Here is a 21978-nt window from a genome sequence, read left to right on the forward strand (position 1 = left end):
TCTCACTACTCAAGACTCACTACTCAATGCGTTTTGATCCGGCCATCATCAATCCGATATCCTTGATGCGCTCATCGTCGGTCTCCAGAATCCCCATGAACTCACCTGCGAAAATTACGGCCACCCGGTCGCACAGTTCGAAGATTTCATCCAGGTCCTCTGAAAACAGGAGTACGGAACTACCCTGGCGGCACAGTTTCAACAGGTGTTCACTCAGGAACTGGGTAGCGCCCACATCAAGCCCGTAGGTGGGGTGAGAGGCCACGAGCAATTTGGGTTGTTCACTGATTTCCCGGCCCAAAATCAGTTTCTGGATATTGCCGCCGGAAAGCTGCCATACCTTTTGATCAAGGTCAATCTGGAAATCAAACTGGCTTGAAAACGCTTTTATTTTTTGCCGCAACACTTTCCGGGGGAAAAAAACGGGGTGTCCTTATATCCCAAAGCGATATTTTCAATTACGGAATGGTTCTGGATCAGCATGAAGTGCTGGTGAACCATGCCGATGCCAAGATTGATGGATTTCACCGGATTGGAGATACACATCGGCTTGCCGTTGATCAGGATAGTTCCCGAATCCGGCTCGTAAATGCCGTAAAGGATATTCATCAGTGTTGTCTTGCCGGCAGCGTTCTCCCCGAGCAGGCCTAATATCTCTCCGGAACTGACTTCAAGATTGATATCCTTGTTGGCATGAACCCCCTGGAATGATTTGCAAATATCCTTCAATATTCCTGCCATCATACCGTTGAGGTAGTACATTTTTTCCTCAGCCCGTGCTTCCTGCTATTTCGCCGTGTTAGTGGCTTGTTTCGGTGTGGCCTGCTCTCCGCAGCCGGCAATGATTATATCGAAAAGAAAAAGAAAACTGACAATCAGCACACGCAGTTTGGTTTTCATCGTTATTTACTTTATTTAATTCGGGTGCTAAAAGATTTAAACACAAGATGCTGATGCCAAAAACAAAACCCCCTGCAAGGAGGTATTGATGCAGGGGGCGTAACTGTCGTGAAAAAAAACAATTCTATTTTGCAGCTGGGGCTTCCTGTGTCTCCGCAGCCTTTTCAGCTGCTTGGGTTCCAAGTTCAGCCGCTTTAGTTTTAACTTCCTCAACTGCTTGCGTTGCAATCTCAGCAGCTTTGGCTTCAATTTCCTTAACCGCGTTAGTTGAAGCTTCAGGAGCTTGGCTTTCAACTTTTTCAACTGCTTGGGTTTCAGCTTCAGCGTCTTGGATTTCAACTTCCTCAATTACTTTAGTTTCAGCTTCAGCGTCTTGCGTTTCAACTTCTACTTTAGTTTCAGCTTCAGGTGCTTTGGTGGCTTGGTTCGACGTGCCCTGCTCTCCACAGCCGGCAAAGACCATTGCGAAAAGAAAAACAAAACTGACAATCAGTACACTCATCTTAATTTTCATCGCTTTCTCCTTTGTTTATAGTTGGTGGAACTAGTAAAACTCTATTAAAACTTTATACGTATACAATAATTACAGGCCCGCCGTCAACTATTTACTCAGAATATTGACACCAAAAATAAGACTCCTGCAGGGGTGTATATTTTGAAAGAAAGGAACAGTCTATTTTGCAGCGGCCCTGGCCTGGGCCAGCCAGTCATCCCATTTTTTCTGATTTTTAGCAATCCACTCCGTCACATGCTTCTGGATCTCTTTTGCTGATTTTTCACCCGCGTTCATGCGGGTGTTCTGCTCATTAATATCTGCAAGGGGCAGAGTGAAGAGTTCAAAAAATTTTTTGGCCGCAGGATTGTCCGCTAAAAATTTTTTGTTGGCTACCATACGGATATCCGAAACAACAAATCCCAGTTTGACCGGATCCGTAACTGCGCCTTCAATGCCGGACTGGGTCATCATGTCCGCGGCTATGGCCTGGGTTTCAGTGGGTAGAATTTTAGGCACGTTGATCCACATCACGTCTTTCCCGGGTTTGAGTTTATATACAGTCCAGTTCGGGGTCCAGGTGTAAAAGAATATGGGTTCTCCTGCTCTGTCTGCACCGATGGCAGACGCCATGCCTGCTTCATAAGATGCTTTTACAGGATTGATATCATCTTCGAGATCATAAACCTTTAAGTGGTGGGCAATGACTTTTTCGCATCCCCACCCCGGAGGACAGGCGGTCAGATCCGCTTTGCCGTCATGGTTTTTGTCAAAGGCCTTTTTAACCTCTTCACGTTTAAAGTCATCCAAAGATTTGATGTTGTATTTTTCAACCGCGTTTTTAGATACCAGATATCCCTGCAGACCACCGGCTTTGGCCACGTATCCGATTTTCTGGGCCTTGTCATTAAAATTTTTTGGCAACTGGCTGTTGTGCATGGGAAACCAGCCATTGCACCAGTAGTCTAAATCTCCCAAGGTTAATGCTTTATAAAAAATCGGGTTTTTCAGATCTTTGGGCTTATCAACTGTATAACCCAATTCGGTCAAAGCCCGGCTGACTATTGCTTCCTGGAAATAACCTGTGTTCCAAGTGGCCCGTGCAGGCTTAACTGTGATGCCTTCTCCGGGTTTATCCGAAGATGCGAAGGCCGGTGCGGCCATGATCATGGAAACAGCGATCAGAACAAAGCAGATGTTTTTTGCGACGCTCATAATTTCTCCTTTATGTTATGTTTTAGTTTTTACCGGCCATGGATTGGGTGATTCTGTCGAGTACCACGGCCACCAGAACAATGCTTAACCCCGCCATCACAGCAAGGCCTATATCCAATGTATTCAGACCTTGAATGACCGGAGATCCCAGTCCGCCGGCCCCGATCAAGGCAGCAATGACCACCATGGCAAGGGCCATCATAATGGTCTGGTTTAATCCTGCCAGGATGGTGGGCATGGCCAGAGGAATTTGAACCTTGAACAGCACCTGGCTGCGGGTGGCACCAAAGGCGGTGGCCGCTTCTATCAGTTCCGGATGCACCCCGCGGATGCCAAGGCTTGTCAGGCGGATGATGGGGGGCATGGCAAAAATAATGGTGGCAAACACCCCGGCCACATTACCCACGGAAAAGAGCATGACAATGGGAACCAGGTATACAAAGGACGGGGTGGTCTGCATGGCATCTAGAAAGGGTCTGACAATGGTTTCCACCCGGTTGCTTCGCCCGGCGGCAATACCGACGGGAACCCCGACAATGGTGGAAAACAGAACAGAGGCCAAAACCATGGCCAGGGTGGTCATGGTCTCTGTCCAGAACCCGATCAGTCCGATAAAGACCATTGAAAGAATGCTGAAAACAGCTAATCCCCATCCTGAAAAGCGCCATGCACAGAAAGCCAAGACAGCTATTATAATGATGGGCGGTACGGTGTTGAGGCCAATATCAAATCCGGTTAAAATTTGTTCAACCGGCCATTTTATCATTTGAAAGATATCTCTGTAATTATTGACTAACCAGTCAACAAATGCGGTAATCCATATATCTAAGGGAAGCACTTTTTCATCAAACATAATTTATTTTCCTGCTAAAGAGCGGTTTGAATGGTTTGGGCCGGTTCTTCATATCCGTTGCCGGATCCGTTGTGGCCGTTAATATCTGATTTGTGCAGGGTTTTGAGGAACCGGTTTTTGGAAACCACGCCTTTAAAGATATTGTCATTGTCAAGTACCGGGATCGGAAAGGCTTTGGATGCCACCTGCGGCAGAATATCCTGCATGTTATCGCTGACATTGGCCGGTTTGACCCCCGGCAGATAGCAGGTTTCAAGGGTGTCTTTTGCCCGGCCCTTTTCCATTGCCTCCTGAAGGGAGTCAATGGAGACAATTCCCAAAAACTGGTGTTTGGCATTAAGCACATAGCCATGGTTGAAATCCCTGGCGTTTAACAGCTCCAGAGCGCTGCGGATGTCGCCTTTTCTGGTTCTGATAATTGTGGGGTAATGTGTGTTGACGATTTCACCGGCTGAAATGACATTGGTGGGATCCACACCTCTGAAAAAGGCCCTGACATAATCATCGGCCGGGTTCTGGAGAATTTCCTCGGGCGTGCCCACCTGGACAACGCGTCCCCCTTCCATGATGGCGATGCGGTCACCGATGCGAAGCGCTTCATCCAGATCATGGGAGATAAAAAAAATGGTCCTGTCACTGTTTTCCTGGAGTTTGAGGAGTTCATCCTGCATCTCCGTACGGATCAGTGGGTCCAGGGCGGAAAACGCTTCGTCCATCAGCATGATGTCCGGGTCCGCAGCCAATGCCCTGGCCAGGCCGACACGCTGCTGCATACCTCCGGAAAGTTGTTTGGGGTACTGGTCTTCCCAGCCTTCCAGACCCACCTGGCTTAAGGCGGCGGCAGTCCGCTCACTCCGTTCGGCTTTGGGTTCGCCGGCCAGTTCAAGGCCAAACGCCGCATTTTCCAGGACCGTGAGATGGGGCATCAGGGCAAAGGATTGAAACACCATGCTCATATGTTTAAGTCTGAATTTCACAAGATCCTTGTTTCCCATGGTTGTAATGTTTTGACCGTTAATATGGATTTCACCCGTCGATGGCTCAATCAGCCGGTTAAACATCCTGACCAGTGTGGATTTTCCAGATCCGGACAGACCCATGACCACAAATATTTCTCCGCGTTTGATAGAAAAGTCTGCATTGTTTACGCCCACGGTCATGCCGGTTTTTTCAAGGATTTCTTCTTTTGTTAGCCCCTGATCGATAAGGCATTTTGCTTTTTGGGGATCCGGACCGAATATTTTAAATATATTTTTAATGATGATTTGATCCATAGATAGTTCTTCTTTCTGCGTAAAAGAATTACGCTGTATTTAAGTTTCTCTTTTATTTATGAATATATATATTGTATTCAATGTATTTTGTCAAATATGTAAAATGTGATTATTGGTATAACCAATTTAAATCATAAACTTTATTTTATAAAAAGAAATTTTTAATGATAATTTAATATTGATAGTACTCTAATTTATATGGCATCTTCAGGTTCAAATAGTTACAATATAGTTAAAATAAAGATGTGCCGATTAGCACTGCCCCATTCGTCGGTGTTTTTGGGAGTGCTGAGCGGATTGGCAACCTGTTGACATGTACCGAACCGCCCTGTTTTTACATATTTTTTACACGTTATTGGCCTGAATCAGGTCCTTTTGCGCTCGACAGAATTTATAAAATATGCTTGAATACTCTCTCTCAAAGGAAGCTTGCTTCAAACTCCAAATGATAATTTAAGGAGGCGTATGGACAGTTCTGCAGCATGCTTATCAAAATCTATTATTTTTAGTGGGCTTGATGCCCGGGATGTTGAGGCGCTTGTACCGCTGTTTTCAAGGTGGGTGGTTGTGCCTGGTGACGTTTTGGCCCAGGCTGGTCATAGCGCTCAGTTTTTCTTTCTTCTGGAAGAAGGCACCCTGCTTGTGGCAATGGAAGAGGGCAGGGCTGTGGTGTTCAACAGGCCCGGGGATTTTGCCGGCCTGTCAATGGTGAGCCTGAATGGTACAAATACTGCCACGATTACGGTGCTGGAAAAAGGGGCTGTCTGGGTTGTGTCCTGCCGGGATATCCTTGATCTGACGAGCCATGATACCCAGGTAGCGGACACAATTATGAATGGATGGCAGCAGTTCTTTGCGGAAAAAGCGCCTTTTTGTTCAAATCCTGCCTAAACAGGCGTTGCCTAAGAATTAATTAAAAAGATTAATAAAAAAGAGGTGTGTCTTGAATGGAGTTAACGCTGTCAGCGTTCTTTATGGACTTGAGGCGATAAACGCCCACAATGGATGGGCAATTTCAGTTGTGGGTGTCAGCATTGTGTTCACAGGGCTTGTGGTCCTGTCTGCCCTGATTTCACAGCTTTATAAACTTGTGGCACTGTATGATGATCCTGGGAAAATAAAAAAAATATTTGCCGCCAAATCTGAATCTGCCGCCAAGTCAGATCCCCCTAAAAAGGTCCTGGTTCTCACTGAGGCTCAAAAACAGGTATGCCGGCAGTATAACCTTTTGGCTCAGAACATGGATGATGTGATTTCTTTGCCAAAATTTTTGCGTATGGCCGAGATTTGCGGACTTCAAGCTCCCCATGCCAACATAAATCTCCTGATTAAATCCGGCATTCTGTGTGCCGATGAACAGGGGTATTTCAGATGGGATGAGGATATATTCATCCGTACCATTTCCTAGCAGCTAACATTCAACAGTCCGCCCGAAGGGCAATAATTTAATTAACCTGATGACTATGGGAAATTGAAAGAAACAAAAAGCAATGGATACTTTATTTTTAGAATTTTTTCAAAACACCGGGTTTTATCTGTGCGACTACCGAAACATTATCATGATCATTGTCGGCATGATTTTTATATTTCTGGGCATTGCCAAGGATTATGAACCTTTGCTGCTGGTGCCCATCGGATTTGGCATGCTTGTGGGAAACATTCCTATTTTCAAGGGGCTGGGCCTTGGCATTTATGAAAAAACTTCTGTTTTGAACTACCTGTATTTTGGCGTAACGCAGGGCATTTATCCGCCTTTGATATTCCTTGGCATCGGTGCCATGACCGATTTTTCAACGCTTCTGGCAAGGCCGGTGCTTATGCTTTTGGGCGCTGCGGCCCAGGCAGGGATCTTTATCACTTTTCTGGGTGCACTGGCTTTGGGTTTTTTGCCCAATGAGGCCGCAGCCATCGGGATTATCGGCGGGGCAGACGGCCCAACAGCCATTTTTCTCACCGCCAAGCTGGCTCCGCAGCTTATCGGCCCCATTGCCGTTGCAGCTTACAGTTACATGGCCCTTGTGCCGGTAATCCAGCCGCCCATCATGAAATTTTTAACCACGCGCAAGGAACGACTCATCCGCATGGAAGATCCGCGTCACGTCACCAAGCGCGAAAAAATTATATTCCCGGTTATATCCTTTTTGCTCTGCTGTTTTCTGGCACCTGCAGCATTGCCGCTTTTGGGCATGCTGTGCTTTGGCAATCTCCTTAAAGAGGCTGTGGTTACAGAGCGACTGGCTGTTACGGCACGCACTGCATTGATTGATATTGCCACCATCCTTCTGGGCATTACCGTAGGCGCGTCTACCCAGGGAGATGTCTTTCTTACCCAGAGCTCCGTGAAAATTTTTGTCCTGGGTGCGCTCTCCTTTGGTATTGCAACCGCCTCCGGAGTGTTATTTGCCAAGTTCATGAACCTGTTTTTAAAAAAGAAGATCAATCCCCTGCTGGGTGCTGCCGGTGTTTCCGCTGTACCGGATTCGGCCCGGGTGGTACATATTATGGGACAGCGGGAAGATCCTTCAAATTTTCTGCTCATGCATGCCATGGCCCCTAATGTTTCCGGCGTTATCGGTTCGGCCATTGCCGCAGGCGTATTGTGGAGTCTGATGATTTAGTTCGAATATTTCCGAGTAGCTGTTTTTGAACCTGATGACCGGCTGGTTGCCCAGGCCCCCCGGGGCCTGGGAACGTCTATTGACGTCTTTATTTGTACTGATCCATTAAACAGCAGCGCCGTTACATCTCTTCCTCCTTTGGCTGGTATATCCCGGATGCGATTTTCTTTATCCTTTGTGACGGATTTTGACAAGAATTTCCCGGTTATCCGGAAAACATCCTGTCTGATGCTTTGAATATAAAAGTACGCCATCAGCAATGATATCATAAACACCACCACTGCCGGGTTCAAGGGTGGGAACAATCCCTGTCTCCTGTTCAATTGCGTCTGCCAGACCGGCAGCCCTTGGCTGGTAATTTCAAACCGAGCAATACTTGATGCGAATCTCCATGGTTAGTTCCTTTCATTTTTTTAAGATTGCCACATTCCTGTCCTTTTATTTGTCCAATATGTCGCGCAACCTGACACTGAGTTGTTCCAGAGAGAACGGTTTTTGGATGAAACCGACACATCCCCGTGACAGAATCTCTTCAGCCTGTCCACTGAGGCTGTATCCACTGGCGAGAAGCACCTGAACTCGCGGGTTGATGGCTTTCAATGCGTCAAAAATCTCACCGCCGCTCATACCCGGCATAATCACATCCAGGATCACCAGGGCAATCTCCCCGGAAAACTGACGAAAGATTTCCACCGCTGTTTTACCGTCCATTGCAGTCATTACTTTATACCCCAAAGATTCAAGCATGGGCTGCCCGACCTGAAGGATGACCTCTTCATCATCAATAAGCAGAAGGGTTTCGGAACCTCTTGAAATAATGTCCGACATTGCGGATTCAGGTTCTACATCAGCCTCTGAGGCCGGCAGATAAATATAAAAAGTGGTGCCATTACCTGGCCGGCTGACAAAATCAATGGCGCCGCCATGATTTTTGATAATGCCATAGCTGGACGCAAGCCCCAGTCCGGTGCCCCGGCCCATCTCCTTGGTGGTGAAAAACGGCTCGAATACCCGTGTCTGGATTGAAGGATCAATTCCGATGCCGGTATCAGAGATTGAGACGCATACATATCGTCCCGGCCGAATATCAAAAGCCTTGGAAAATGAGGTATCCAGAACCATGTTTTTGGCATCTATCAAAATCGTGCCTCCGCTGGGCATGGCCTGCCATGCATTAATGTAAATGTTGAGCAGTACCTGCTCCATCTGATTTTTATCGGCCACGACCGCCCACAAATCACGGGCTATATCTTCCTGAATCTGGATCTCTTTACGTGTACGGCCGAACATGCGGGCGGTATCTATAACAGTCCGATTCAGATCCAGCAACTTGGCCATGTATTTGCCGCCCCGCGCAAATCCGAGCAGTTGCTGCGTGAGTTTGGTTCCGGAAATAATGCAGGACTCAATACTTTTCAATTTGTTGTAATTATACGCTAAAGGATCGGTCTTCAGCATCATTAATGATATATTGCCTTGAATACCCATCAGCAAATTGTTGAAGTCGTGGGCCACACCGCCGGCCAGGGTTCCTATGCCCTCCAGCCGCTGGATCTGATGCAGTCGTGCTTGACTGCCTCTGAGCGCCTCCTCTTTTTCTTTGCGTATTTCAATTTCAGTGCGCAATTGTTCATTGCTTTTCTGCAAATCCCGTGTGCGTTCTTTAACAAGGTCCTCCAGCTGATCCTGGTAACGGCGCAGTTTGAGGTCTGCTTTTTTTCGGTCGGTGATGATGCGAAACAGATGTAAACCCATCAGGGTGGCAATTACCGAAAGGACCAGGGTAATCCATATGTTAAGCGAACGATTTTCCTTGAGTACCCCCAGGTAATCATTTTCCGGTATATACACGCCGATCATCCAGGGCCAGTGTGAGTCGGCAAACTGGGTGAACATGGTATTGTACACTTCACCGTTGCAGGTGAATTTGGCAAACTGGGAGTGGTCGAGCGTGAGCAACCCGGTTTCTGTGCGCTGCCACTGGATGGCATGAAAGGCCGCACGGCTGAGTTCATCGTCCAGTTCATCAATTTTAACCATTCTGAAGCTGTTGGCTGCGGTGCCTTGGCCCTGTTTAATTTTTGAGATATCGGGAAACGCCACCACATCGCCGTTGTTGTTGAGCATAAAGGCACGACCATGCTTACCGATCCGTAACCGGCCGATAAAGGTGGACAGGTCATCGATTTCAATATCCACACCGACAATACTTTGCAATTGCCCGTTTGCTTTGAAGATCGGACCTGCCACCGTAATGCCGGGTTTTTGTGATGAGAAAAAAATGTAGGGGTCTGTCCAGATAATCGCCCGTTTGGCAACGGCTTTCTGATACCAGGGACGCTGCCGGGGATCATAGGTGTCACTGGGGTCTTCGGAGGTTTTAACAATGTTTCCGTCCGAATTGCGCCAAATAAACCCGATTTTTTTATCGCCATTGAGATGATCAATTACCTTGGTCCGAAATCCGCCGGGGGTATGTGCGTCACTGCGGTTGACATAAAAAAAATCACCATTGGGCATACCGATATAAATACCGGCAAAATGGGCATACAGGGACAATTGATTCAAAAAATAACGTTCCAGAACATCATGCTGTTGATTGTCACTGCTCACCACCTCGGAGGCTAACAGACGTTTGGTCAGCAAGGCCGCCCCCTGGGCCAGCTGAAGATGATTTTTGGATTGGATCATGGTCAGGTCCGCAATGTTCTGCATCACGTCCCGGGCATGCCCGGCCAGCATCCGCTCGGATGAAATGTAGGTGGACGAAGTGATCAGGATCTGCATCCCCCAGATGAGACCAAGGCAACCAAGAACCATTGCCCACCGGATCGATATTCTCATTTTTTCCTCAAAGTATTTTTTATCCCGCATCATGCCGGTTTTATTTTTGACTTAAATAAATCCTGACTTAGGACAACTCTTTGGGAATTGTCAACTCAAATGACAGACTATCAGCGAAATACCCAGGGATACAGATCGCTTGGTCAAACTATGTTCTATACATAAATAAAAAAGCGGGCTTCTGTATTGCCTGCAATTGATCCTGCTGGCATATTCGTTGCTATTCTGATAATACTGACAATATCGTAAATTAAATCCGGGCTTACTCAAACCAAAAGGAGGCGTTGATCGAACATGATGAAACAAAAGCAAAATCTTTTAGTTTACCTGCTATTCACGTTGTTCATGCTGCCGGCCGGTCCTTTGCCTTGCACGGCATCTACAGACGCCAGCCAGGAAGAACTGGCCCCTGGCAGGGTCCTTGCGAAACAGGCGGTAAAAGAGAAAAAACGGTGGATCACTGCAGACCATTCAAAATTTGAGATCCTGCAGCAGGAATTTACCTCAGGCCCTGAGGTGACGGAGGCCTGCCTGAACTGTCACAATGAGGCTGCCCTGCAATTTCATAAAACCATTCACTGGACCTGGAAAGCCCCGGGAAAAGATCCCGACACACCGCTGGGCAAAGGCGGCTTGTCCGTCAATAATTTCTGAATCAACGCCCAGAGCAACGAGGCTCGTTGCACATCATGCCATGCAGGATACGGATGGAAAGACAAAGACTTTGATTTTACAGATCAAACCAAGGTGGACTGCCTTGTTTGCCACGAAACCACAGGTACCTACAAAAAATTCCCAACCGGGGCAGGATATCCGGTTAAGGAAGCCACAGTGTTTAACGAAAACAAAAAAACATACCATCCGCCGGAGTGGAACAAAGTCGCCCAGAGTGTTGGCCTGCCCGGGCGTAAAAACTGCGGGGCCTGCCATTTCTACGGCGGTGGCGGAGACGGCGTTAAGCATGGAGATTTGGACTCATCCCTGATCAAACCCGACAAACACTTGGATGTTCATATGGGCACTGACGGTCAGAATTTCAACTGCACCCGGTGCCACTCCACATCAGAACACCATATTGCGGGCCGAATCTACACCCAGCCGGCAGCGGAAAATAAGAAATCGTTACTTGAGGATGATCTCACCTCAAAGATCACCTGTGTCTCCTGCCACGGCAGGGAACCCCATCAGCACAATGCCAAGGCCAATGACCACACCGACCGGGTGGCATGCCAGAGCTGTCATATTCCCAAATATGCCCGTATCAACCCCACCAAGATGTACTGGGACTGGTCTACGGCGGGAAAAATGAAGGACGGCAAGCCCTACGACTTGAAGGATGACCTGGGAAAACCTGCTTATGACACGAAAAAAGGCACATTCAAGTGGGAAAAGAATGTGGTGCCCGAATACTTCTGGTACAATGGCTCCATTGACCATCTCACCTTGAAGGACACCATTGACCCGTCCGGTGAAGTGGTGATCAGCAAGCCGACCGGTGACATGACCGATGAAAAGTCACGCATCTTTCCGTTCAAAGTCCACCGGGGTAAAATCCCTTATGATAAAATCAATAAGAAACTTGTGGCCCCCCACCTGTTCCCCAAGGATAAAATAGACAATGCCGCCTACTGGAAAGGATTTGACTGGAATGCGGCGATCCGGTACGGCCAGGATTATTTAAACCTGCCCTACTCAGGCGAGTATGATTTTGTTGATACCTCTTATGTGTTTCCCATTACCCATATGGTAGCCCCCAGGGATAATGTCCTTTCATGTACCGAATGCCATATCAAAGATACCGGAAGACTTGCAAATCTGGCCGGCTTTTACATGCCCGGGCGGGATCACTTTGCCATGATGGACTGGGCAGGATGGATTCTTGTGATCGGATCATTATTCGGTGTCACCCTCCACGGCCTGGGACGTTTTTTTACCAGAAACGGAAAACATTAAAAAAGGGGCGCAACATCATGAATCAGAAAAAAAGAATTAAAGTATATCTGTACACACGTTATGAAAGATTCTGGCACTGGCTGCAGGCCGCGATAATCATATTTCTTATGGTAACAGGCTTTGAAATTCATGGCACCTACACCCTGATGGGATATGAAACCGCAGTGACCACCCATAATTTTGTGGGACTCTCATGGCTGGTGCTTTTCGCCTTTTTTGTATTCTGGCTTTTCACCACCGGAGAGTGGCGCCAATACATCCCCACGACCAAAAAACTCATTGATGTCGCATTATACTATGCATCCGGGATCTTCCAGGGCAAACCTCACCCGGTTGTAAAATCCCCCGGAGCCAAGCACAACCCCCTGCAGCGTCTGACCTATCTGGCACTGTCGGCGTTGCTGCTGCCGGTTCAGATGATTTCAGGCCTGTTTTACTACACCTGGAACCTTTGGGGGGGCGTGGCCTGGTCCCTGGCACCGGTGGCACTGCTGCACACCCTGGTGGCATTTTTACTGCTCTCGTTTCTGGTGGTGCATGTTTACATGACCACAACGGGTCACTCCCTATTCAGCCATATCGCAGGGATGATCACGGGATGGGAAGAGATCAGTGAAACCACCACGATCCAGGAGTGGGAGGTGGCTGAAAAGCGCCGTTCCTGACCTGAGAGCCTTTTGGGAAATCTATCAGCCCAAAACAGCCATCACCCTTTCCGGGAGATGGCCGTTTTGCCTTTTCAATGGTCATATCAACTCAAATAAGCCCCACTTCAATGGCTGTCGACATTACCAAGTGTCACGCCAAATTTTTTTTAAACACCTGCAAAAAAAAATGTAAAAACGGAAAAAAAACATGTATATTCATCTCTCTTTTTTTGCAGCACCATAAATGCTGTGTTTTTTTTACGGATATTTTACCCGTTATTGTAAAGGATTGGTGCAGTGAAAAAACTTTCAACCCCCTGTTACCTTATTGATGAAACCAAACTCCATAAAAATATGAAGAAACTGGCCGCAATGAGAGAACAAAGCGGTGCCAGACTGCTTCTGGCCCTGAAATGTTTTGCCACATGGGGGGTTTTCGATCTGATGAAACCATACATGGACGGCACCACAAGCTCTTCATACTATGAGGCCAGACTTGGATATGAAACCTTTGGCAAGGAGACCCATGCTTACAGTGTTGCTTACAGCAGCGAAGATATAAAAAAGGTCTCGGTATTTTCAGATAAGATCATCTTTAACTCCCTGTCACAGCTCCGGCAATTTTATCCGGAATGCAGCGGCGTTACCTGTGGCATCAGAATCAACCCCGGTGTGAGCTACAGCCATTTTGACCTGGCAGATCCTGCCCGTACCTTTTCCCGGCTCGGCGTCACATCCACAACGGATATAGAAGCGGCCATGCCCATGGTTTCAGGCGCGATGATTCACTTTAACTGTGAAAATGAGGACGTGGCCGCGTTTGAACACCTGCTTGCCGGTATCAGCCATAAATATGGGACGTTTTTGGAACAATTTGACTGGATAAGCCTGGGAGGCGGCATTTCTTATACCGAAGACCATTTCGACGCCCTACGCTTTGCGCAAATCATAAAAGCCTTTTCACAGAAATTCGGCTTGCAGGTCTATCTGGAACCGGGAGAAGCAGCCGTTACCCATACAACCACCCTTGTAACAACCGTGCTGGATATCGTTGAAAACACAAAAAAAATCGCTATTGTGGATGCCTCCATTGAAGCGCACATGCTGGATCTGCTTGTATACAGGGAATCGGCCGGCTTTGAAGGAACGGTTGTCCGGGGAAGTTTTCCATATCAAATAGCAGGAAGATCCTGTCTTGCCGCCGATATTTTCGGAGAGGCTTGTTTTCAAAACGAACTTCAGATCGGTGATACCATCATGATTAAAGATGCCGCCGGTTATACCATGGTGAAGAAAAATTGGTTTAACGGTTTAAAAATGCCGTCAGTGGCGATCATGCGTCCTGACGGACACATTGACGTATTACAGGAATCTTCGTATACGGATTATAAAAGAAGCCTATCAACTGAATTAAGGATTTAACAGTGCTTTATGGCATACGTTTTATTTAGGTGGGGGTGAGAAACACTCGCTTGGTTAAAGAAAGGAAATAATGATGAGAAAAAACGTGATGATTATCGGTGCCGGGGGCGTGGCAAATGTTGCCGCTCATAAATGCGCACAAAATAATGATGTTCTTGGCAATATTGTCATTGCCTCAAGAACGCTGTCCAAATGTAAAAAAATTATCAACAGTATTGAGCGCAAGGGCAGCAAAAAGAGTAATGAATATTCCATAACAGCCTATCAAATAGATGCCATGGATATTTCTGCCACGGAAAAATTGATTAAAGAGACAGGCACCTCGATTGTCATCAACGTGGGTACGGCGTTTATAAATATGAGTGTCCTTACGGCCTGTATCCATACAGGCGCAGCATATATTGACACAGGCATTCATGAAGAGCCGGATAAAATATGTGAAACACCCCCCTGGTACGCCAATTACGAATGGAAACGTTGTGAACAGTGCCGTGAAAAAGGCATTACAGCCATTCTCGGTGCAGGCTTTGATCCGGGCGTTGTGAACGCCTATGCCGCCTATGCCGACAGATATATTTTCGATGCCATTGATACCATTGACATCATGGATGTGAATGCCGGGAATCACGGAAAATACTTTGCCACCAATTTTGATCCTGAGATCAACTTCCGAGAGTTTACCGGCGGAGTATGGACCTATGTTGACCGCCAATGGGTAAAAAAAGAGATGTTTGAGGTAAAACAGGTCTACGATTTCCCGGTAGTCGGAAAGATGCCCATATATCTGAACGGGCACGATGAGCTTCACTCCCTGTCTAAAAATATTGATGCGGATTCCATCCGGTTCTGGATGGGTTTCAGTGATCACTATATAAATGTATTTACCGTGCTGAAGAACATCGGCCTGCTTTCAGAACAACCGGTCACTACGGCGGAAGGTTTGGAGGTGATCCCTTTGAAAGTGGTGAAGGCATGTCTGCCGGACCCGGTGTCACTTGCCGCCCAATACACCGGCAAAACCTGCATTGGCGATCTCGTAACAGGGCGTGTCCATGGGGAAAAAAAAGAGGTGTTCCTTTATAACATCTGTGACCATGAAGCCTGTTATAAAGAAGTCGAAAGCCAGGCCATTGCCTATACGGCAGGCGTTCCGCCTGCGGCGGCAGCCATGCTTATTGCCGAGGGCGTTTGGGATTGTAAAGAGATGAAAAATATTGAGGAATTAGACCCGGCACCGTTTTTGAAAATACTCAACCAAATCGGCCTGCCCAGCGGAATCATCAAAGACGGGGAGGATCAACCGCTCTCCTTGTAAGAACCACGGACTGAACTGATGTCCACCAAAGAAAAGGGCTTGGACCGAAACCAAGAGAGTCCAAGCCCCCCTGTGAGAATTAATCACTTTCATCCCTGAATACATCGAAATTTTTTCTTGACTCCACTTGCTGACGCATTATATAACCCTCCCCTAAGTATATTTTTATTGAAACCATGTTTCGGTATGGCCTTTAACTGGCGCGGTTCCCCTGTATTTGGTTAGGTAGTCGATGTGTTGAGGCTACTTCAGTGGGGAATCTCTTCGATACCCGTAAAATGAAGGAGAGAAAGAGCGTATGTCTACATTAGAGGAACGCGTACGTTGCAAAGAGTTGCTCAGCAAAGTAAAAACGCCTGAAGAGTGTATTGAGTTTTTTAAAGACGACATGGACGTCGGCATGTCCGGGTTTACGCCGGTCGGGTATCCGAAAGTTGTACCCATCGCACTGTGTGACCACGTTGAGAAAAACAACCTGCAAGGCAAATTAAGACTCAACCTGTTTATCGGTGCTTCTATCGGTTCCGAGGTTGAGGACCGCATGGCTACACTGGACATGATTGACCGTCGCTGGCCCTACCAGACAGGTAAAAATCTGGGCAAAGCCATTAATAAAGGCCAGATCCGCATGGGTGACAAACACCTTTCAATGTTTCCCCAGGATTTGAAGTACGGCTTTTACACCAAGGAAAAGGGTGGCGGACTTGATATGGCAGTTATCGAAGCATCTGCTATTACCGAGGAAGGCAACATCATTCTGTCCGGTGCCGTTGGCGCTGCTCCCGAAATCATTGATGTCGCTGACAAAATCATTGTCGAAATCAATACTGGTCTGCCCTCTTTCGAAGGCATGCACGATATCCTTTTGACAGATCTGCCTCCATTCCGGAAAATCCTTCCGGTGACAGATCTGCGTCAGCGTATCGGTACACCCTGGGTTCCTACAGATAAGAGCAAAATCGTTGCTATTGTCGAATCCAAGCTGCCTGACAATGGGCGTGCGCTGCGCGGTACCGATGATGTTGCCCAGGCTATTGCCGACAACATCGTTGACTTTTTCCAGTCTGAAGTGAAGGCCGGCCGTCTGCCCAAGAACCTGTTGCCTCTGCAATCCGGCGTGGGCTCCATTGCCAATGCCGTTGTCGGTGGGCTGACAGCAAGTCCTTTTGAAGATTTGACCGTTTTCACCGAGGTTCTTCAGGACACCTTCCTGCCTTTCCTTGATTCAGGTAAATGCAAGTACATCAACTGTACGTCACTGTCCCTGTCCAACGAGGCATTTGTTGATTGGTGGAAAAATTTCGAGACCTATAAGAACATGGTTATGATGCGTCCCCAGCAGATTTCCAACAATCCGGAACTCATCCGTCGTATGGGCGTCATCGGCATGAATACACCGCTTGAATTTGATATGTATGCACATGCCAACTCCACCCATGCCGGCGGTACCCGCATGTTGAACGGTATCGGCGGTTCGGGCGACTTTATACGCAACGCTTACATATCCATAATGCATTGTCCCGCTTGCCGTGCCACCAAAAATGATGAGTTCGGCATCACCGGTGTTGTGCCCAAAGTTCCGCATGTCGACCATACCGAACACGATATTGATGTTCTGGTTACCGACCAGGGTCTGGCTGACCTGCGTGGTCTGGCGCCAATTGATCGGGCTCGCGTTGTCATTGATAAATGTGCACATCCGGCTTACAAAGATTATATGTACGATTATCTCGAACGCGCCACCAAGGCAACCGGTGGCCACCATGAACCCCAGCTGCTGGACGAGTGCTACAAAATGCATCTGAGCTTTGCACAAAACGGCACCATGCGTTTCTGGGAAAAATAAAACAAAGCGTAACACTGCCTACCGGCAACCAAAGCCCCGCCAAGACTTGGCGGGGCTTTTTGTTTTTATAGCAACATCCCCTGATTCTATAAAAATTGGAACGAAAATCAGTATTGGCTTCGGCGTTATTTTGATATTGCTGCTGGTGGCCGTCGCAGCAGGATTTAACGGATTTTCAAGAGTGGTCAGGCAAATGACAGATGCCATTGACACGGGTAATTTGACCATGACGATGTACGAAGCGAGGCAGCAGGAAAAAAATTTCATGCTCAGGGGAGATGAGTCCTACGTGAAGGCTGTCATCGCGCAATCTGATTTGCTCAAAGAAGAAATCAACGCAATCAAGGCCCGATCAACTGATCCCGAAAGCCTTGGGCAGTTGGATGACATGGTCAATATGGCCGACAAATACCGGCAGGCATTTGATAGATATATTTCCCTGGAAAACAGCATAAAAGAAGCGGATGCGACAATGCTAACATCGGCGTGGCAGATGGAATCCGCCGCCAAGGCCATTCTTCTGCCCCTTAACGCAACCATTGAGGCGGCAAGAGCCGGTGAGGCAGGCAAAGGGCTTTGCTGTTGTGGCTGCTGAGGTTACAAGGGATATTACCGCGGTCAGCAATGCTACCGATGAAATGAATAACGGCAGCAGACAGATTTTTACCAGTGCCGGTGAACTGTCCAGGCTGGCTGAGAATCTGAATACAATGGTAGGCCGGTTTCAGCTGACTTAGATCTTGTTTGGTAATTAGGAGATCGAAGCGAAATTTCATGAAAATGGTCCCAATTTCCAAAAAGGCCCTTAGAACGCTCACCCGAAACATCCCGGTTAAGGGACCTGTGTGCATTTCAGGTCCCTTACCGGATTGTCGTTTTCATGCACTGCAGCGGGGAGGTCCCGCCAGGTAACGGCTACCCTCCCTGGGGAATGAAATCCGGATCCGTGACCCTGATGATGGCATATCCACCCTGAAGATTTTTAACACGGGTAAACCCGTTCTGGTTCAGGATGATTTGGCATTCAAAAGATCTGGCACCCGTGCCGCAGAAAAGGCAGAGGTCCTTGTCTTTGGGCAGTTCATTACAGCGTTCGCGCAGCTCGGGCTGGGGAATGTGTATCCAGCGTTCAGCCCCGTATTGGTCAATAAACGGCTGGGCTTCCACAGCCTCTCTTAAATCCACCACCGTGATTTGGCCTTTTTCGAACAGGTCAGAAAACTCAGGCCAGTCCATGGGGATGTTTCTGCCGTCCAGAATATTATCAAGCGTATTGCCGGCATTGTTGATCACATCCATGGCAGATGAGAATGGCGGTGCATAGCCTACTTCCAGGGTACACACCTCGTCCACATTCATGCCTTTGTGAAGCAGCGGCACCACGGCATCCACCCTGGCTTTGACTGAATCAATCTGTTCACCCACGGCTTCCACGCCTAACACCCTGCGAGTGGCCCGGTCTGCAATGAGCTGGACGAACAAGAATTTTGAGTTGGGATAGAAATGGGCCCGGTCAAACTGGGCCACTAAAGAGTGAACCGGATCAAAGCCGGCTGCTTTGGCCTGGTGAATGGTCAGGCCTGCTGTGGCCACCCCCATGCCGAACACCTTGATGCAGAAGGTCCCCACAGTGCCGTCAAATTGGGCATTCTTGCCGAATATGTTTGTGGCAATGATCCGTCCCTGGCGGTTGGCAAGGGAGCCCAAAGCCATTGGAAGCTGTTCCCCGGATACAAGATTGCGTATCTCAATGCAGTCGCCGCCTGCGTAAATATCCGGGTCGGTTGTTCTTAAATTTTTATCCACGATCAGGGAACCGCCCCGGCCGACAGCCAGGCCTGCTTCTGCCGCAAAACCCGTATTGGGGCGAACACCCACGGCCATGATCACAAGATCGCATTCAATCACTTCGCCGCTGACCTCAACCCCGGTGACGCCGCTTTCGGCATCCCCAATGATTTTGGTGACCTGGGCACCGATTTTAACATCCACCCCGCTCTTCTCAAGCTCTTTTTCAACAATAAGGGCAATGTTGGGACCAATGGCTACGGGCAGCACATGCGGGGCCATCTCCACAAGGGTGGTTTGCACGCCCCACAGATCGGTCAAGGCTTCGGCCATTTCAACACCGATGGCACCGGCACCGATGACCACGGCATTTCCCACGGCACCTTTACTGATCAACTCTTTGATGGCCTGGGCATGGTGGAGATTGGAGACGGGATATACGCCCGGCAGGTCTGCGCCGGGGATGGGCGGGGTAAAAGGCGTGCCGCCCGTGCCGATGACCAGCTTGTCATAGGCCATTTCAGACTCGGTCCCGTCGTCAAGATGACGGACTTTCAGCTGTTTTTTTCTGCGATCAATGCCGATGGCTTCAACCCGGGTAATTACCTCAACACCCTTGACTGTACGGAAAAATTCCGGATCCCTGACATGGTGGGCCGTGGTGGAGTATAATTCTTCGATTTCTCCGATATCCCCACCGATATAATACGGAATCCCGCATCCGCCATATGAAATTAAGCTGTCCCTGTCTATCATAATGATCTCACAATCGGGATCAAGCCGCCTGAGGCGGCTGGCCACTTTGGGACCTAGGGCCACCGCGCCAACAATAATAATTTTTTTTGCCATGAGAACCTCGTTTGTTTGTCCGGCATTTAAAATGTGTATAAAGTCCGGATCGTGTCAATTCCCCCCGAATCAACTCCCTCTTAAATCAGTAAAACAAAATACGCTAATTAAAGATAATGCTCAAGGATTTTACTGGCAGATATTTCTGTTTATTTTTATGATTCCTCTTGAAAGTTCTTGCTTTTTTCAGGTATGAGTGCAGTTATGATGAAAATACTATTTAATCCTTTTGAAGACCGGACAGATCGGGATGTCAGAAATTTTTTGGGAAGTGCATTTATCAGCGCCTTGCATAAAGGCGATCATACACCTGTGGCACAGGCGGTTTCTGACCTGGGCCGGAAAAAGTTGCCTGACCGGGCCCAGAATTATATCAAAGCCAGACATGAACGGTATACCGCTGTTTTATCCCAAATATCATCAAATCCGATTTTGGGTGCCGATATCTATGCAACGGCCTGTCTGCTCTGGGATGAAGCCCTTTTTTTTGAATGTCATGAATGGCTTGAGCAAAATTACAGGGTTGCTCAGGGGCAGAAAAAAAAGGTCCTGCAGGCAATGATACGTACCGCAGGTACATTTGAGTTGCTGGCTTACAACAGGAAAAAGGCGGCTGTCTCAGTTGCGGCTAAAGCCCTTGCCGTACTGGAGCCTCATCTGTTGCAGGTGCCTGAATCGTTTGATATTCACCCTAAAATGGCCCGCTTGAGAGCCGTTATCAAAGACGCCTAAAAAAAGGTTTTATCACTACCCATACTCAACCCACATTGATGCCCCGGGCAAAGGCATTCGAATCACGGCATGGGCCCCGGACGGCGTGGTGGAAGGCGCAGAGCATGAATCTTTGCCCATTGATCTTGTGCAGTGGCACCCTGAATTGCTTATGCAGAAAAGTGATGGCATGCTGCCTTTATTTGATCGGTTTATCCGCAACTGCAAAGATAGAGTGAATACATAGAAAGGAAGACATAATGTGTTATTATTCCAAGTAGTTGATATTTTAAATGCAGCGTGGTATGCTGCGCTTTCATAGACCTGAAATGGATTTTTACCCCTGATGCCGAAATTTCAGGTTGATTTTATAAACATTAATTAATATACAAAGACAACTTTATAGATTAGCGCATTGAATTAGCAATAGTGTTTATGTGTAAATATTCGGGTTAGTCATTTTTAAGTTGATTTGAGTAACGTCCTAAAATTCTGGTCCAGAGGATAAACCCAAACATCTTTGATGGGAACAATCACCGTCCCTTTCTTTGGGTTAGCACCTAATTTACCCCGCCCTTTAGTTTCTCCAACAATTTGCCAGTTTGCGGCTTTATAACAGGTCCCTGCGAAACGATCTTTTTGAACAAACGTCTCAAGCAGGACAGGCCGGATATTATACTTGTTGTGCCAATCATCCGGGAGTCGGTGTGTGATTAATGAGAGAACTTTGGATGCCAAATTTTTTGATTGAATCCATGGCAAAATAAGGAATCTGGCATTATTCACAATCAAATGCAAATTTGCCTTTCTTTGATCATGAGTCCATCCAATAAACTGATCTCTTGGTGCGGTTTGCCATGCCGCTGCACCGAACCCTGCCAGGGCAACGATCTGTTCGCCGGCAGTAATGAAATATCGAAGTTGGGCACCTGGCAACGGCTTATGCCCAAGATAATGATACCTTTCGATGTATTCATTCCACAAACCAGATGTCGCTTTGGTAACGATCTGCAAATTAAGTTCCGGCAAACGATGAACCGGACAGACAACCCGGCTTTGCGGATCCGTAGCTGACGTTAATTTAATGCGTCGGTCACGCTTTGTTTTTTTGAGTAGAGGGCGGCAGGCATATCACCCCATCCTTTTCCATCTTTCAGCATAGCAACACGGCACGACATATCTTTGGTTTTTCCATTCCGGTTTGAACCATTGGAGAATCCGGCACACCTCTATTGAAAGTCGCGTTCGGT

At 47.7% G+C, this 21978-nt stretch carries 20 protein-coding genes and 1 pseudogene; 11 read left to right on the top strand and 10 right to left on the bottom strand.

All coding sequences use genetic code 11. The features are described from left to right. Positions 1–19: 19 nt before the first annotated feature. The 6 genes from DESPODRAFT_RS21070 to proV all read right to left on the bottom strand — a co-directional run bounded on the left by DESPODRAFT_RS21070 (position 20) and on the right by proV (position 4735). Positions 20–403 carry an ATP-binding cassette domain-containing protein gene (locus DESPODRAFT_RS21070; protein ID WP_040015935.1) on the bottom strand — a complete coding sequence of 128 codons (384 nt, stop codon included), beginning with the start codon at positions 401–403 and terminating at the stop codon, positions 20–22. After that, positions 388–762: an ATP-binding cassette domain-containing protein gene (locus tag DESPODRAFT_RS21075; RefSeq protein ID WP_040015936.1), complete on the bottom strand. Its 375-nt coding sequence runs from the start codon at positions 760–762 to the stop codon at positions 388–390. Before DESPODRAFT_RS21075 ends, DESPODRAFT_RS21070 begins: the two co-directional genes overlap by 16 nt. Before the next feature lie 262 nt (positions 763–1024). Continuing rightward, the gene (locus tag DESPODRAFT_RS10225) at positions 1025–1414 is read right to left on the bottom strand and encodes a hypothetical protein (RefSeq protein WP_004073342.1); all 390 of its coding nucleotides are present in this window, start codon (positions 1412–1414) and stop codon (positions 1025–1027) included. Between the two features lie 159 nt (positions 1415–1573). Beyond that, complete coding sequence (proX, locus tag DESPODRAFT_RS10230; RefSeq protein WP_004073343.1) at positions 1574–2608, bottom strand: glycine betaine/L-proline ABC transporter substrate-binding protein ProX; 1035 nt, start codon at positions 2606–2608, stop codon at positions 1574–1576. Positions 2609–2630: 22 nt separating this feature from the next. Next, a complete protein-coding gene (locus DESPODRAFT_RS10235) occupies positions 2631–3461 on the bottom strand; it encodes an ABC transporter permease (protein WP_004073344.1) in 831 nt (276 codons plus the stop codon). A gap of 14 nt (positions 3462–3475) precedes the next feature. Next, positions 3476–4735: a glycine betaine/L-proline ABC transporter ATP-binding protein ProV gene (proV, locus tag DESPODRAFT_RS10240; protein ID WP_004073345.1), complete on the bottom strand. Its 1260-nt coding sequence runs from the start codon at positions 4733–4735 to the stop codon at positions 3476–3478. A 465-nt stretch (positions 4736–5200) separates the two neighbouring features. On the opposite strand from proV, the gene DESPODRAFT_RS10245 reads away from it, so the two are divergent. The 3 genes from DESPODRAFT_RS10245 (at position 5201) to DESPODRAFT_RS10255 (ending at position 7353) form a co-directional block, all read left to right on the top strand. Then, entirely contained in the window at positions 5201–5626 is a 426-nt protein-coding gene (locus DESPODRAFT_RS10245) for a Crp/Fnr family transcriptional regulator (RefSeq protein ID WP_004073346.1), read from the top strand. Positions 5627–5678: 52 nt separating this feature from the next. Further along, a complete protein-coding gene (locus DESPODRAFT_RS10250; RefSeq protein ID WP_004073347.1) occupies positions 5679–6143 on the top strand; it encodes an OadG family protein in 465 nt (154 codons plus the stop codon). Positions 6144–6225: 82 nt separating this feature from the next. Then, a complete protein-coding gene (locus DESPODRAFT_RS10255) occupies positions 6226–7353 on the top strand; it encodes a sodium ion-translocating decarboxylase subunit beta (protein WP_004073348.1) in 1128 nt (375 codons plus the stop codon). 168 nt (positions 7354–7521) lie between these two features. Here the strand turns inward: DESPODRAFT_RS10255 and DESPODRAFT_RS21460 are convergent, their stop codons facing one another. Next, the gene (locus tag DESPODRAFT_RS21460; protein ID WP_004073349.1) at positions 7522–7746 is read right to left on the bottom strand and encodes an Rdx family protein; all 225 of its coding nucleotides are present in this window, start codon (positions 7744–7746) and stop codon (positions 7522–7524) included. Between the two features lie 45 nt (positions 7747–7791). Further along, a complete protein-coding gene (locus tag DESPODRAFT_RS10265; RefSeq protein WP_004073350.1) occupies positions 7792–10197 on the bottom strand; it encodes an ATP-binding protein in 2406 nt (801 codons plus the stop codon). A gap of 294 nt (positions 10198–10491) precedes the next feature. On the opposite strand from DESPODRAFT_RS10265, the gene DESPODRAFT_RS10270 reads away from it, so the two are divergent. The 6 genes and pseudogenes from DESPODRAFT_RS10270 to DESPODRAFT_RS10300 all read left to right on the top strand — a co-directional run bounded on the left by DESPODRAFT_RS10270 (position 10492) and on the right by DESPODRAFT_RS10300 (position 18117). Continuing rightward, the gene (locus tag DESPODRAFT_RS10270) at positions 10492–12150 is read left to right on the top strand and encodes a tetrathionate reductase family octaheme c-type cytochrome (RefSeq protein WP_004073351.1); all 1659 of its coding nucleotides are present in this window, start codon (positions 10492–10494) and stop codon (positions 12148–12150) included. Positions 12151–12167: 17 nt separating this feature from the next. Next, positions 12168–12815: a cytochrome b/b6 domain-containing protein gene (locus DESPODRAFT_RS10275; RefSeq protein ID WP_004073352.1), complete on the top strand. Its 648-nt coding sequence runs from the start codon at positions 12168–12170 to the stop codon at positions 12813–12815. 279 nt (positions 12816–13094) lie between these two features. Further along, complete coding sequence (nspC, locus tag DESPODRAFT_RS10285; protein WP_004073353.1) at positions 13095–14219, top strand: carboxynorspermidine decarboxylase; 1125 nt, start codon at positions 13095–13097, stop codon at positions 14217–14219. Between the two features lie 70 nt (positions 14220–14289). Further along, positions 14290–15534, top strand: coding sequence for a saccharopine dehydrogenase family protein (locus tag DESPODRAFT_RS10290; RefSeq protein WP_245531889.1), 1245 nt, complete (start codon positions 14290–14292; stop codon positions 15532–15534). A 298-nt stretch (positions 15535–15832) separates the two neighbouring features. Beyond that, the gene (gene scpC, locus DESPODRAFT_RS10295; RefSeq protein WP_004073355.1) at positions 15833–17380 is read left to right on the top strand and encodes a succinyl-CoA:acetate CoA-transferase ScpC; all 1548 of its coding nucleotides are present in this window, start codon (positions 15833–15835) and stop codon (positions 17378–17380) included. Between the two features lie 88 nt (positions 17381–17468). After that, positions 17469–18117, top strand: a pseudogene (locus tag DESPODRAFT_RS10300) (methyl-accepting chemotaxis protein). Positions 18118–18295: 178 nt separating this feature from the next. Here DESPODRAFT_RS10300 and DESPODRAFT_RS10305 read toward each other — a convergent pair. Further along, the gene (locus DESPODRAFT_RS10305) at positions 18296–20017 is read right to left on the bottom strand and encodes an FAD-dependent oxidoreductase (protein WP_004073357.1); all 1722 of its coding nucleotides are present in this window, start codon (positions 20015–20017) and stop codon (positions 18296–18298) included. A 204-nt stretch (positions 20018–20221) separates the two neighbouring features. Here DESPODRAFT_RS10305 and DESPODRAFT_RS10310 point away from each other — a divergent pair, with 204 nt between their 5' ends. Further along, complete coding sequence (locus DESPODRAFT_RS10310; protein ID WP_004073358.1) at positions 20222–20749, top strand: DUF309 domain-containing protein; 528 nt, start codon at positions 20222–20224, stop codon at positions 20747–20749. A gap of 34 nt (positions 20750–20783) precedes the next feature. Then, positions 20784–20975, top strand: a complete 192-nt coding sequence (locus tag DESPODRAFT_RS20025) for a gamma-glutamyl-gamma-aminobutyrate hydrolase family protein (RefSeq protein WP_157488468.1) — start codon at positions 20784–20786, stop codon at positions 20973–20975. 215 nt (positions 20976–21190) lie between these two features. On the opposite strand, the gene DESPODRAFT_RS10315 is transcribed toward DESPODRAFT_RS20025, so the two are convergent. Continuing rightward, the gene (locus DESPODRAFT_RS10315; protein ID WP_052314691.1) at positions 21191–21742 is read right to left on the bottom strand and encodes a Druantia anti-phage system protein DruA; all 552 of its coding nucleotides are present in this window, start codon (positions 21740–21742) and stop codon (positions 21191–21193) included. Positions 21743–21978 lie beyond the last annotated feature (236 nt).

This window comes from Desulfobacter postgatei 2ac9 (assembly GCF_000233695.2).
Classification (GTDB): domain Bacteria; phylum Desulfobacterota; class Desulfobacteria; order Desulfobacterales; family Desulfobacteraceae; genus Desulfobacter; species Desulfobacter postgatei.